Origin of the sequence: Kribbella albertanoniae, from assembly GCF_004348455.1 — a bacterium.
In the GTDB taxonomy this organism is placed as follows: Bacteria; Actinomycetota; Actinomycetes; order Propionibacteriales; family Kribbellaceae; genus Kribbella; species Kribbella albertanoniae.
The window spans coordinates 1-11,849 of sequence record NZ_SMKA01000057.1 but is presented as its reverse complement, the minus strand read 5'-3'; the positions used below and the strand labels follow the sequence as shown (position 1 = coordinate 11,849).

The 11,849-nt window shown below is 68.4% G+C and carries 13 protein-coding genes; 4 read left to right on the top strand and 9 right to left on the bottom strand.

Annotation, left to right across the window (positions count from 1 at the left end; all coding sequences use genetic code 11):
- Positions 1–47: 47 nt before the first annotated feature.
- The 3 genes from E1261_RS15340 to E1261_RS15330 are packed head-to-tail and all read right to left on the bottom strand — an operon-like array spanning position 48 to position 3,366.
- The gene (locus tag E1261_RS15340) at positions 48–1,079 is read right to left on the bottom strand and encodes an S-adenosylmethionine:tRNA ribosyltransferase-isomerase (RefSeq protein WP_132407124.1); all 1,032 of its coding nucleotides are present in this window, start codon (positions 1,077–1,079) and stop codon (positions 48–50) included.
- On the bottom strand, positions 1,076–1,795 hold the full coding sequence (locus E1261_RS15335; RefSeq protein ID WP_132407122.1) for an SDR family NAD(P)-dependent oxidoreductase: 720 nt from the start codon (positions 1,793–1,795) through the stop codon (positions 1,076–1,078). The genes E1261_RS15340 and E1261_RS15335 overlap by 4 nt, the downstream gene beginning before the upstream one ends.
- Positions 1,796–1,818: 23 nt before the next feature.
- Positions 1,819–3,366 carry an FAD-binding oxidoreductase gene (locus E1261_RS15330; protein ID WP_132407120.1) on the bottom strand — a complete coding sequence of 516 codons (1,548 nt, stop codon included), beginning with the start codon at positions 3,364–3,366 and terminating at the stop codon, positions 1,819–1,821.
- A 248-nt stretch (positions 3,367–3,614) separates the two neighbouring features.
- Here E1261_RS15330 and E1261_RS15325 point away from each other — a divergent pair, with 248 nt between their 5' ends.
- Genes E1261_RS15325 through E1261_RS15315 form a run of 3 tightly spaced genes read left to right on the top strand, consistent with a single transcriptional unit; the run spans position 3,615 to position 6,700 of the window.
- Complete coding sequence (locus tag E1261_RS15325; protein ID WP_132407118.1) at positions 3,615–4,235, top strand: TetR/AcrR family transcriptional regulator; 621 nt, start codon at positions 3,615–3,617, stop codon at positions 4,233–4,235.
- Complete coding sequence (locus E1261_RS15320) at positions 4,232–5,767, top strand: glycerol-3-phosphate dehydrogenase/oxidase (RefSeq protein WP_132407116.1); 1,536 nt, start codon at positions 4,232–4,234, stop codon at positions 5,765–5,767. The genes E1261_RS15325 and E1261_RS15320 overlap by 4 nt, the downstream gene beginning before the upstream one ends.
- Positions 5,768–5,809: 42 nt before the next feature.
- Positions 5,810–6,700 carry a DUF4328 domain-containing protein gene (locus E1261_RS15315; RefSeq protein WP_165952515.1) on the top strand — a complete coding sequence of 297 codons (891 nt, stop codon included), beginning with the start codon at positions 5,810–5,812 and terminating at the stop codon, positions 6,698–6,700.
- Here E1261_RS15315 and E1261_RS15310 read toward each other — a convergent pair.
- Both E1261_RS15310 and E1261_RS15305 read right to left on the bottom strand, forming a co-directional pair.
- Complete coding sequence (locus tag E1261_RS15310) at positions 6,682–7,443, bottom strand: protein phosphatase 2C domain-containing protein (RefSeq protein ID WP_132407112.1); 762 nt, start codon at positions 7,441–7,443, stop codon at positions 6,682–6,684. The genes E1261_RS15315 and E1261_RS15310 overlap by 19 nt on opposite strands.
- Before the next feature lie 4 nt (positions 7,444–7,447).
- Positions 7,448–8,344 carry an NAD-dependent epimerase/dehydratase family protein gene (locus tag E1261_RS15305; RefSeq protein WP_238176237.1) on the bottom strand — a complete coding sequence of 299 codons (897 nt, stop codon included), beginning with the start codon at positions 8,342–8,344 and terminating at the stop codon, positions 7,448–7,450.
- A gap of 116 nt (positions 8,345–8,460) precedes the next feature.
- Here E1261_RS15305 and E1261_RS15300 point away from each other — a divergent pair, with 116 nt between their 5' ends.
- Positions 8,461–9,072 (top strand): pentapeptide repeat-containing protein, encoded by a 612-nt coding sequence (locus tag E1261_RS15300; RefSeq protein ID WP_132407110.1) that lies wholly within the window; start codon positions 8,461–8,463, stop codon positions 9,070–9,072.
- A gap of 97 nt (positions 9,073–9,169) precedes the next feature.
- On the opposite strand, the gene E1261_RS15295 is transcribed toward E1261_RS15300, so the two are convergent.
- The 4 genes from E1261_RS15295 to E1261_RS15280 form a co-directional block, all read right to left on the bottom strand.
- A complete protein-coding gene (locus E1261_RS15295; protein ID WP_132407108.1) occupies positions 9,170–9,823 on the bottom strand; it encodes a VanZ family protein in 654 nt (217 codons plus the stop codon).
- Positions 9,824–10,016: 193 nt separating this feature from the next.
- Positions 10,017–10,589 carry a hypothetical protein gene (locus E1261_RS15290; RefSeq protein ID WP_132407106.1) on the bottom strand — a complete coding sequence of 191 codons (573 nt, stop codon included), beginning with the start codon at positions 10,587–10,589 and terminating at the stop codon, positions 10,017–10,019.
- Complete coding sequence (locus E1261_RS15285) at positions 10,586–11,146, bottom strand: RNA polymerase sigma factor (protein WP_132407104.1); 561 nt, start codon at positions 11,144–11,146, stop codon at positions 10,586–10,588. Before E1261_RS15285 ends, E1261_RS15290 begins: the two co-directional genes overlap by 4 nt.
- 51 nt (positions 11,147–11,197) lie before the next feature.
- Positions 11,198–11,809 carry an FMN-binding negative transcriptional regulator gene (locus tag E1261_RS15280; RefSeq protein ID WP_132407102.1) on the bottom strand — a complete coding sequence of 204 codons (612 nt, stop codon included), beginning with the start codon at positions 11,807–11,809 and terminating at the stop codon, positions 11,198–11,200.
- Between the last annotated feature and the right edge of the window lie 40 nt (positions 11,810–11,849).

The following is an 11,849-nucleotide window of genomic DNA, read 5'->3' as shown; positions in this document are numbered from 1 at the left end:
GCGCCCGGCCCGGCAACGAGCCGGACGCTTCGTCAGCGGAGACAGAGTCATTTGAGAACGAGGCAACTGTCCCCGAACTCGTGCCAGAGGTATCGCTCATGCAGAGCCGCGTCATAGGCCTGCTGCACGGTGCCACCTCCCGCAACGGCCTCAAGGAGGAGCAGGTGCGAGGCCTCGGGGGCGTGCATCCCGGTGACGAGGCCGTCGACGACGGCAGCGGGGTGGTCGGGACCGAGGACGAGGTCGGTCCACCCGTGCGCAGCGACGACTGATCCGTCGGCCGCGACCGCCGACTCGATCGCCCGGACCGCCGTGGTTCCCACTGCCACGATGCGACCGCCGTTGCCCTTCACCCAGTTCACCAAACGTGCGGTGTGCTCGGGTACGTCGTACCGCTCGGGCAGCGGCGGTTCGTGGCTCTCCAGCGAGGAGACGCCGCAGTGCAGCGTGATCGGCGCGATCAGCACGCCCTGCGCCGCCAGCCGGCTCACCAGCTCGAAGCTGAACGGCCGGGCCGCACTCGGCATCTCCGCGCTGCCCGGGTCCCGGGCGAACACAGTCTGGTACGACGCGATCGGCCAGCGCTTGTTCACATAGCTATAGGTGATCGGGCGCCCGTGCCGCTGCAGGTAACTGATCATGTCCGTTACCGGCGGCTTGGCCCGCCACAGGCGGTTGGCCCCCGGCTGGTGCGGAGCCAGCAGAGTGAGGATGCCGCGTGGCAGCTCCACCTGGTCACCCGCCGTACCGCCGAACGTCGGCTCGCCGCCGTTGCGCAGCTCGACCACCCAGTTGCCGTCGTCGAGCGCAGTGGAGAAGTGCACGACCACTGGAGCCATGCAGGAGTTGGTGATCCAGGTGCCGTCGACTGCGGCCGGCAGCGTCCCGGAGGTGTTCACCAACAACAGATCGCCGGGCCGGAGGTGATCACCGATCCGATCGAACCGGGTGTGCGTGACGGTCGACCCCTCCGCGACCAGCAGCTTCACCTGGTCCCGCGACAGCCCTCTGGCCTCTGGCGGTTCAGTGGCGTTGAGCGAGTCAGGCAGGACGAATCTCGTGTGTGGATGGACAGTCACGATGTCACCGCCGGTGCGAACTCCGCGGCTCGGTAGCGACCACTCGCCGGCCGCTGGTCCAGCAACGCCAGAAACGCCGGTACGACGGTTGCGGGCTCCGGGCGGTCCGAGATGTCCTCACCAGGGAAGGCAGCCTGGTGCATCGCAGTGCGCAGATCACCTGGGTCAACGGCGTACACCGCCAGCGACGGGTGCTCGGCCCCGAGCACCCGAGACGCGTGGTCGAGTGCGGCCTTGGCCGAGCCATAGCCACCCCAGGTCTCGTAGGGCTCGACTGCGGCATCGGAGCTGACGTTGACGACCACACCGGTCGCCGCAGTGAGTGCTGGGAGCAGAGTCTGCGTCAGAGCGAGTGGTGCGACCACGTTGACCTCGTAGACGCGACGCAGCTCGTCGAGGTCCGCAGAGCCCAACGCCTGCAGGGGACTGGGCCCGAGGTAGCTCGCGTTGTTGATCAGCAGGTCGAGCCGGCCGAGCTCGCCGATCACATCGGCCAGATCGGCGCGGTGCTGAGGATCGGTCACGTCACCGGCCAGCGGTACGACGTCGGTGCGGTCGGCCAGGGCGTCGGCGGCGTCCTTCAGCGCGTCGGCACCGCGGGCATCGATCACCAGCGCCCAGCCCCGATCGGCCAGTCCGTGGGCCAGCGCGAGTCCGAGGCCGGCCGAAGCGCCGGTGATGAGAGCGACAGGACGGTTGGCGGGTTCAGGAGTCATGCCCACGACTGTCCAACTTCAAGTTAACTTGAGGTCAAGAGGATCCCTGGATTGAGCACACCTTCCGGGTCGAGCACGCCTTTGACCGCACGCAACGCCTCCGCTGCCAGCGGACCGATCTCCGCGGCGTAGGCCTCGCGGTGATCCGTCCCGACGCCGTGGTGGTGGCTGATTGTCCCGCCCGCCTCAGCGATCGCAGCGTTCGCAGCGAGCTTCGCGTGCCGCCACTGGTCGATCGGCTCAGCGTTCTGCGCGCAGATGACAGTGAAGTACAGCGATGCGCCGGTCTCATACACATGCGACACGTGACAGAGCACCAGCGGCGGAGTGCCTTGCTCGCTGAGCGCCTTGACCAGCGCCTCGGTCACAGCAGCCTTCAACGCGGGGATGCGCGACCAGAACCCTGCAGTCTCGAGTGTTTCGACCAGTGCGCCTTCGTCAAGCAACGGATCCCGCAGGTATGGCGCCTTGTACCGCCCGACCCGCCAGGCCTCACCCGACTCCGCACCGAGATTCTGACCACCTGCTGCGGTCAGCACGTCAGCAGTGGCCGGCTTGTACGGTCCATCGAAGCCGACAATCGCCAGTACGCCGCCTGCCCCGTCCGGATGGTTGACCGCGGTCTCGGCCTCGTCCGACAACCGGAGCACGGTCGGCAACGGCCCGTCCTGCGCCAATCGCCGTACGGCGGTCAGTCCAGCCTCGAAGGTGTCGAACCGCCACCCCTCGAAGTGCCGCTCCTCCGGCCGCGGGCGGATCCGGACGACGACCGAGGTGATGATCCCGAAAGCACCTTCGGATCCCAGCACCAGCTGACGCAGATCCGGACCGGCTGCCGACATCGGCGCTCGGCCGAGCTCGACCGTGCCACGCGGAGTCGCCAGCGTCAGCCCGACCACCATCTGATCGAAACGCCCGTAGCCCGCGGACGACTGCCCGCTTGACCGCGCGGCGGCGTACCCACCGATGCTTGCGCCTTCGTAGGACTGCGGGAAGTGCCCGAGCGTGTAGCCGTGTTTCGCGAGCAGCGCCTCGGCCGCTGGACCACGCACGCCGGCCTGCAGCGTCGCGGTCCGCGAAATATCGTCGACCTCGAGCAGTTGGTCCAGCCTGCGCAGATCCACGGTCACGAACCGCCGGGACGCCGCGAGCCCTCCGACTACCGACGTACCGCCCGAGTAGGGCACCACAGCCAAGTCATGCTCGGCGCAGACGGCCAGCAATGCCAGGACCTCGTCATGGTCGGCCGGGAAGGCGACCGCGTCGGGCATGTCCGAGGTGTCACCGGCGCGATGCCGCAGCAGGTCAGGTGTCGAGTACCCGCGGGTGTGCGCCCAGCGCGCAGTCAGGTCGGTCGCTACATGCTCGGCTCCGACAACCTCGGCCAGGACGGCCACCTGCTGAGGCGTGAGCCCCGGGCGGTCCGCCGGATCGACCGGGCCGGACTCAGGTCGCCGTACGCCGAGGTGGTGCAGCGCGGCGAGCGCCGGAGCCGGCACCTCGACCGAGACTTCCGGATCACCCCAGCGCCCTGGCGTGAGTTGCACCACCGGCAGGTCGGATTCAGTCATGGGGCCTCCCGACCTGGACTGAGGAGCGCAGGGAGCGAAGCGACTGGAGCGACGAGGGAAGGGAGGGAGTTAAAGCCCCATGGCTGGCCGCGCGGAGCGTGGCATTCAATAGAGTCATCTCAAGCTCCCCATCAGGTGTTCGGCGGGGTAGCGTCGTGGGCAGATGAAACCCCTGATCACACCTGCCCACGACGGTTCCTCACAGAGCGTTCCAGCAGAACGAAGTCGCTGATACACTCTGACGTGTGATGTCTCAGCGTAGCAGCGAATCAGGGTCCGAGACCAGCAGTCGTCCCACTCCCGCCAACGCGATCGGCGAGGAGCGGATCCTGGACGCGGCGTACGAGCTGTTGCTGGCGATCGGGATGCGCCGGATGACGATGGCCGATATCGCCCGGCACGCCGAGGTCTCCCGCGCCACCCTCTACCGCCGCTGGCCGAATGTGCAGGCCGTGGTCGCGGCCTTGATGACCCGGGAGTGGACGACCGCGCTGATGTCGGCCTTCCAGCCGGACGCCGCCGACGGCCGGACGCGTCTGGTCGAGGGCGTGGTGGAGGTCGTCGCCCACACCCGGGTGCACCCGCTGATGCGCAAGATCATCGAGCTGGACCCCGAGTTCCTCACGCCGTACCTGCTGGAGCGCCGTGGGAGCAGCACGGTCGCACACCTGGCGCTGGTGGAAGAGGGCATCAAGGCCGGGCAGGCGGACGGCTCGATCCAGGGCAGCGATCCGGTGTGGCTGGCCCGTCAGATCATTCTGGTCGCGCTCGCCTCGGCCGTGTCCGGTCCGGTGATGGCGTCGAAGGAGGAGTACCCGAAGCTAGACGAGCAGCTCCGCGACATGCTCACCAAGTATCTGACGCCATGATCGCCTCGATCGGCAACGCGAGCCTGAATGCGGCTCGCCGGACTCGCGAGCTCGACTGGCTGGCGACGACCGGCAAGGTCGACGTACTGGTCATCGGTGGTGGCGTGACCGGTGCCGGCGTCGCGCTGGATGCGGCCGCTCGCGGTCTGACCGTTGCCCTGGTGGAGAAGCACGACCTCGCCTTCGGGACCAGCCGCTGGAGCTCGAAGCTCGTGCACGGCGGCCTGCGCTACCTGGCGTCCGGCCATGTGGGGATCGCCTATGAGAGCGCGGTCGAGCGCGGGATCCTGATGAAGACGACCGCGCCGCACCTCGTCCACGCAGTCCCGCAGCTCGCGCCATGGTTGCCGCAGGCAAAGGCTTCGCAGGCGGCGCTGCTGCGCGGTGCGTTCCTCGGTGGCGACATCCTGCGCACGTTCGCGCGGACCAGCGACGACTACCTGCCGCACTCCCGCCGGGTCAGCTCGGCCGAGGTCATGCGCTACGCGCCGACGCTGCGACCCGAGGGTCTACGCGGCGGCTTCCTCACTTGGGACGGCCAGCTGTACGACGACGCCCGCCTGGTGATCGCGATCGCTCGCACGGCCGCGCAGTACGGCGCTCGCGTGCTAACCCGCGTCGCGGCCACCGAGGTGACCGGCCAGGGCGCCGTACTGGTCGACCAGCTGACCGGGGACCGGATCGACGTGGATGCGACCGTGGTGATCAACGCGGCCGGGATCTGGGCCGGCCAGATCACCGACGGCATCAAGCTGAGGCCCAGCCGCGGCACTCATCTGGTTTTTCCGCAGACTGCCTTCGGTGGACTCTCCGCAGTGCTGACTGTCGGCGTGCCGGGGGAGCTGCGCCGCGTGGTGATGGCGATCCCCGCGCCGGATGATCGCGTGTACGTCGGTCTGACCGATGAGGACGCACCTGGTCCGGTGAGCGACGTACCGCGGGCGACCGACGGTGAGATCGACTTCCTCCTCGACACCATCAACCGTGCGGTGCAGACGCCGCTCACCCGGGCCGACCTGCTCGGCACGTACGCCGGACTGCGCCCACTGCTCGACACCGGCCACGGCAACAAGACGGCCGACATCTCGCGGCGGCACGCGGTGATCACCGGGCCGGACGGGCTGGTGACCATCGTCGGCGGCAAGCTGACCACCTACCGCCGGATGGCGCAGGACGCACTCGACACCGCGCTCGCACAGTCCACCCTCAGCAGCCGGCGCCCCTGCCTGACGCACCGGATCCCGCTGGTCGGTGCGGCCGACCGGGTCCGGCTGGCGTCAGTGGCCGCTCCAGCACGGTTCGTCCAGCGCTACGGCGTCGAGGCGCCCCAGGTGGTCTCGGCGGTCGGCGCAGCACTCGACCCGGTCGCGCCCGGGCTCAAGACGACGTACGCGGAGCTGCTGTTCGCGGTCCGGCACGAGGGTGCGCTCGACGAGGACGACGTACTCGACCGGCGGACCCGGATCGGCCTGTCCGCCGCCGACCGCGAGCTGGCGCTCCCTGCGGTCCGGGAGGCGTTCGCGGCGGTCTAGGCGCTCCCTCCCCGAGATACCTTTGTGGTGGGGAGGATGACGATGACTCAGCCGTACTATCCGGTGCCGCGGCCCGGGCCGTATGCGGTGCTGCCGCCGCGCTACCGGCCGCTGCGCACGTTTGCGCTGGTTGCCATCGTGCTGATGGGGCTGACCGCTCTCATCACCGTGCTGCAGTCGGTGCTGATGTGGCGCTCCTACGACGAGGTGAAGAACTTCATCTTCCTGAACCTGACCGAGGAGGAGTTCGAGAACGCGACGAATGCCATCGTCGGCAGCGGCTGGCTGATCAACGTCCTCGCCTACCTGCTGTTCGGGACGGCCATCGCTTACCTGCTCTGGCTCTGGTACGCCCGCGAGAACAGCGACTTCCTGAACTCCGCCCTGGCGCCACGACCGCCGGCGAACCCCCTACCGCCCGGCCAGGGTCTGCACCGGCGCAGCGCGGGCTGGGCGATCGGAGCGTGGTTCTGCCCGGGCGTCCAGTTCTGGTACCCGCTGCAGCTCGTCCAGGACATCGTCATCGCCAGCGAACCGCTCGAGCAGCCGGGAGCGGCCAGGAGCCAGCAGATCCGCGCGCTGCTCTACAGCTGGTGGGTGGCCTGGGTCGGCTACTGGGTGATCATCGTGGCCGGTCTGCTCGCCGCGACCATCGGCTTTTTCGCCTTCTTCGTCCAGGTGGTCGAGTCCGCCGACAACGCCAGCCGGACCACTCAGTTCTACGAGTTCCAGGACGTGATGGTCCGGGTCGCGCTCTGGGTGGATATCGGCTTCTCGGTCGCTGCACTGCTGTTGATCGTTGCCACTGCGTCCATGTCGCTGCTCATGCTCCAGGTCAACCAGTGGCAGCAGCAGCGAGCAACCGCACCGCCGATCGCACCCGTGCAGGACTACCGGCCGCCCAGCTTCCCGTCCTACCGCCCGCTGTCGTAGAGCACCACGGCGGTCGCGTCGTCGTACCGCTTCCACCGGATCGTGTCCGCTGCTTCGTCGTACCGGCGGACTCGCCGGATGAGCGCTGCGGGTCCCTCGGTCGTCAGCACATCCATGAGGTCGTCCCAGCTCCGCCCGTAGTGCTCGGCGTACCGGGAGGCGCCATCACTCAGTACGCCGATCGCCGCGACCTCGGCGCGATCCGTCGTACCGGTGACTGCTTGGTACGCCGCTGCCGGGTCGGTGCTCGCCACCCAAAAGCCGTCTGGTGCGTTGCGGAGGCGACGGACGCTCTCCACTGTTCGCTCGGGCAACAGCTCGAGCCGATCGTCACTGTGGACAGTCACGGTTTGATCGGGTGCGCGGTAGACGATTGGTGAGTCAGCCAGCACCAGATGCTCGAGGTGGTCCGGCCGCACACGCACCATGGCGACTGTGGACGACGGACTGTCTCGATTGGTGAGGTCACAGCTGTCCGCGTGCTCCGCACCGACCGCAGCGATCGCCTCAGCCAGTACGTCGGCCAGTGGTGCCGTGGACGCGGTCAGCAGGGGAGGTGCGACGTACCGGGCGAGGCGACCGACCAGCCAAGCCACGGTGTGCCGGCAGCCGGAGTCGATGCCCGCGAACGGTGTGGCGCCGTCGAATACCACTGCGAAGTCAGGACCGGTCAGCACGAGGTCTTCGTTCACTGCGGGCGGTTGACGATCCGGTGCGGGCTGACAGCTCGAGCGAATCTCCACCTGGTCAGTCTGCCTGTGGGGCGGCCCAACTGTCGGCGAGTGACTGCTCCAGGGCGATCTTGGGCGACCAGCCGAGCCGCTCACCGATCAGTCCGATATCGGCTTGCTGCCATGGATCACCCAGCGTGCCGTCCTGCGCCGGGTCGTCGACGATCCGGGCCGGCTGGCCGCTCAGCTCGAACAACTGACCGGCCACATCCCGGGCCAACGTCGCCCGGCCGCTGCCGACGTTCAGCACCGCGGGCAGCTTGGTGTCGGCCAGGGCGACCGCGATCACCGCCTCGGCGACATCCCGCACGTCCACGAAGTCGCGCCAGACATCGAGCGATCCGACGTCGATCTGCTGCCGGTCGCGCAGGTCCGCGATCACCCGCCCGGTCACCGTCGTCACCGGCGCCCCGGGCCCGAGTACATCGAAGATCCGCAGTACAACCGCATCAGCGCCGTTGCGCTGGGCACGGATGGCGAGCTCGGAGCCGGCCAGCTTGGTCAGCCCGTACGGACCGGCCGGCCGGAGCGCGGACCCCTCGGACTGACTCGCGCCGTGCGGGCCACCGCCGTACTCGGCTGACGCTCCTAGCTGGACGAATCGCGCGTGCCCGGCACTGTCACGGGTCGCGGCCAGCAGCGCCTCGACCGCAGTGACGTTCGCGGCGACCAGGTCGGCCGGATCACCGGTGGTCAGGCCGACCGCATTGATCACCACCGTCGGTTTGTAGAGGCCGATCTGGGTCTCCAGCGCGTACGAGTGCATCGATGCCAGGTCGCAGCGCAGGTGTAGTTCACCCCGGTTCCGGCTCAGTCCGCGGTACTCGACGCCCCGATCGGCGAGCAGCGCACAGATCCGGCCACCGAGGAATCCACTCGCGCCGAACACCATCACCCGCTCTGATCCGCTCACTCCTCCATCGTGCGGCCCGTAGTTGTCGGTCCGCTGAACGTTCTCCGGCGGCACCATCACAACCTGACGCGTAAGGATCACAACTGGCTGTCGGAAGGCCGTGACAGTGTGAGGGGATGGCCAGCAGACAGGGTGGGCGCAGTGCGATACCGACGGAGTCGACAGTTCGGGAGTGGGACGACCCTGAGTTGTCCGGGCAGACCCAGCGGCGGGTGCTGTTCATCGACACCGACCTGACCGAGGTGGAGAACCGCGGCGGGGTGTTCGAGGAGTGCACGTTCCGCGGGGTGCGGTTCAACGCGTCGACGCACACCGATGCCGCGTTCGTGAACTGCACCTTCGTCCGGTGCTCGCTGTTCGACGCCACGTTCACCGGGTGCAAGCTGGTCGGCAGCTTCTTCGACGACTGCACCTACAACCTGCTCAAGGTCTCCGGCGGCGACTGGTCGTTCACCGGTCTGCCGGGCGCGGACCTGCGCGGCGTGGAGTTCTACGGGGTGAAGCTGCGCGAGGCCGATCTAACCGGGATCCGGGCGGCGAAGGCCGTCGTACGGGATGTCGATCTGTCGGGTGCGTCCCTGCAGCGGGCGGATTTCACCGCGGCCGACCTACGCGGTTCGGACCTGTCGACCCTCGACCCGCTGACGGTCGGACTCAAGGACGCGCGGATCGATTTAACCCAGGCGATGGTCGTGGCGACCGCTCTGGGGCTGGATGTCCGGCCCTAGCCTGTGGATAACTTTACGTAGCTGAGTCGTCATCCCCCGGGTTACCCACAACCTGTGGATAACCTTCCGGATAACTTTCTGCTCGAGCAGCGATCGCTCAGCGCGTTCGCACCATCGGCCGGAGCCCGTTCGACGGTTTGGCGGCCACCGGGACCGGGCGGAGCGTGACGTGCTCCCGGCGCCGGTGCCGCGCCGGCGGACGAGGCCGTACGACGACCATGGCCGCGTGCTCGACGACGTACGGGCCGGTGACCAGCTGCTGTCGTCGCGCGATGGACTGTACTCCAGCCACCAGCCCGACCCCGCAGAACGCACCGGCCGTGTTCGCGATCAGATCGTGCAGCTGACAGGAGCGTCCGAGCTGCGGGATCAGCGCCTGGATCGCCTCGACCGAGGCCGACAGCCCGATCCCGGCGGCGATCCCGTCACCCGGCCGGCCGCTCGCCAGCGCCAGCGCACCGGCCGCCGGGACGAACAGCAGGACGTTGAGCAGACCCTGGACCGAGGTCAGGCCACCGGTCGTGGCGAGATGGGTACCGCACTGGCCGATCACCGTGCTGAACCGGTGCGGCGTCGGGCTGAGCGTCGCCGCCAGCACCAGCGCGAACGCCGCCGGCATCCCGAACGCTGCGAGGCGAGGGGGCAACGCCCCCGGCCGCCGCAGCGACGAGAGTGCGACCGGCAGTGCCATGCCGCTCAGCACGAGCCAGGTATCCAGTAGATGTGGGATGCCGCGATAAGTCTCGAGCACTCGCCGGACCCTCCCGTAATCGACCCACCTGTCTCGATCTCTTCCTCTTCTCGACAATCTGCCGTCGCGTGCACCATCCGCCACCCATGTCCGGACATCTGCACGCACCCGCAAACAATCCGTGACAATCCGTGCACAAACTGTCACGGCATAAAGGGGCCAGAGGCAACGATCCTTTGCGATGCGGATCGGCTCAGCGCAGCGGGACCGGAAGCTTGACCGCGTCTACCGGGACGCACGGCCCGAAGGTTCCCGTCCGCACTCGCGAGACCAGCGAGAACGTCGGTGAGTCGTACCGGTCCGTCGGCACGCTGCCGCTGCCTTCCAGAAGCAACGTGTTGCCTCGGTAGTCCGCGGGATGCAGCACCATGGTGGCGGCCCGGTCGTCCCGCTTCACCACGATCCCGAGCCCGGCCCGGTCACCTGCCGGTGGCTTCCCGCCGGGAGTACGTCGGCAGGTCTGTCCCTTCGGGAGGAAGTTGACCTCAGCGGGCACGCCGGCCGCCTTCAGCCGCTTCTCCAGCTCCTTGGCTTCCTGGAGCCGATAGATCTTTACCTGCACCGTGCCGTCCGGTTGCGTGGTCACGGCGTACGCGGGTGAGCTCGACCCCAGGACCGGTACGGCGACCGCCGTACCGGCTGCCAGTGTCAGGCAGGCGGCGATTCCGACCAGGACCCGCTTCGGACGCTTCCGGCGGATGTCGACCGGCCGCTCGGCGACGACAGTGCGGAGCTCGGTCAGCAGTTTGTCTTCGAAGGTGTTCATGAGGTCATCTCCGTGGGAGTCGGTGCCAGGTGGAGTGACTGCGACCTGAGCCGCCCACGAGCCCGGTGCAAGCGCACGCGGAACGCGGTGAGCCGGATGCCGAGCACGTGCGCGGCGTCGGCGGGGGACAGGCCGTCGAGCGCGACCAGCTCCAGGGCGGCGCGTTCGCCGTCCGGCAGTTCGCCCATTGCCTGCAGCAACGCCCGCGCCGACGCCTCGGCGTCGATCCGCTCCTCGAGCCGGGTGACGTCGTCCGCCGTGAGCAGCCGCCGACCCGAGATCCGCTGGTTCGCCCGCAGCTCACGAGCGTGCCGGCGCTTCTCCGCGGACACCACGTTCCGGGCGATCCCGTAGAGCCACCCGATCGGCGTCCCGAGGTTCGCCCGGTACCCGGCCGCCGCGTCGATCGCCGCCAGGAACACGTCCGCGGTCAGATCCGCAGCCAGGTACGGATCGTCCACCCGCCGGGCCACGAACCGCTGGATCCGCTCGATGTGCTCGGTGTAGAACGCCTCGAACGCATCCGGATCCCGCCCGATCTCGGCAATCTGAGTCACGTCAGTCCTTCCGTCGCAGTCGGAAGTACTTGGCCCGAGCGGTGCCCGACGTTACGTCCGATGCTGCTCGACAGCTACAGCCGCCTGCTCGTCCCCGTCCGCCCGCAGCCCCGCGATCACCCCGTCGACATCCGCGGCCGACCGGTTCTGCGACAACTTCGCCTTCGCCTCGACCCGCGTGATCGCCAACTCGACACCGACGATCGCCCGCAGTTGCCCGTTCACGAACTTCTCCGGTGCATCATCCACCGACCACGGCTCAGCCCGCGTCCCCTCATGCAGCTCCGTCAACCGCCGTACCAGCTCGCCCACCCAGACCGGATCGTCATGCACGGTCAGTACGCCGTACACGTGCGCGGTCACGTAGTTCCACGTCGGAACGACTCGCCCGTGCTCCCGCTTGGCGGCGTACCAACTGGGCGACACATACGAGTCCACCCCATGCATGATCACCAACGCCTCACCAACCACAGGCCGCTGCCACTGCTCGTTGTTCCGAGCCAAATGCCCCCGAAGCACCCTCCGCTCCGCGTCATAGACAAACGGCAACATCGTCGCCAGCAACCCACCGTCCGTCATAGTCACCAAATCAGCCGCCCCCGGTCGCCCCAGCAACTCCTCAACCTCGTCATCCCCCACCGCAAAATGCGCAGGCACATACATCCAAACTCCAACCCTCGACCGACCCCCCACCCTGCCCGAC

Bases quoted from the DNA above. Each gene is read 5' to 3' on its own strand.
- E1261_RS15335 (WP_132407122.1), bottom strand. From the start codon at position 1,795: ATGACTCCTGAACCCGCCAACCGTCCTGTCGCTCTCATCACCGGCGCT.
- E1261_RS15330 (WP_132407120.1), bottom strand. From the start codon at position 3,366: ATGACTGAATCCGACCTGCCGGTGGTGCAACTCACGCCAGGGCGCTGG.
- E1261_RS15325 (WP_132407118.1), top strand. From the start codon at position 3,615: ATGTCTCAGCGTAGCAGCGAATCAGGGTCCGAGACCAGCAGTCGTCCC.
- E1261_RS15320 (WP_132407116.1), top strand. From the start codon at position 4,232: ATGATCGCCTCGATCGGCAACGCGAGCCTGAATGCGGCTCGCCGGACT.
- E1261_RS15315 (WP_165952515.1), top strand. From the start codon at position 5,810: ATGACTCAGCCGTACTATCCGGTGCCGCGGCCCGGGCCGTATGCGGTG.
- E1261_RS15300 (WP_132407110.1), top strand. From the start codon at position 8,461: ATGGCCAGCAGACAGGGTGGGCGCAGTGCGATACCGACGGAGTCGACA.
- E1261_RS15290 (WP_132407106.1), bottom strand. From the start codon at position 10,589: ATGAACACCTTCGAAGACAAACTGCTGACCGAGCTCCGCACTGTCGTC.
- E1261_RS15280 (WP_132407102.1), bottom strand. From the start codon at position 11,809: ATGTATGTGCCTGCGCATTTTGCGGTGGGGGATGACGAGGTTGAGGAG.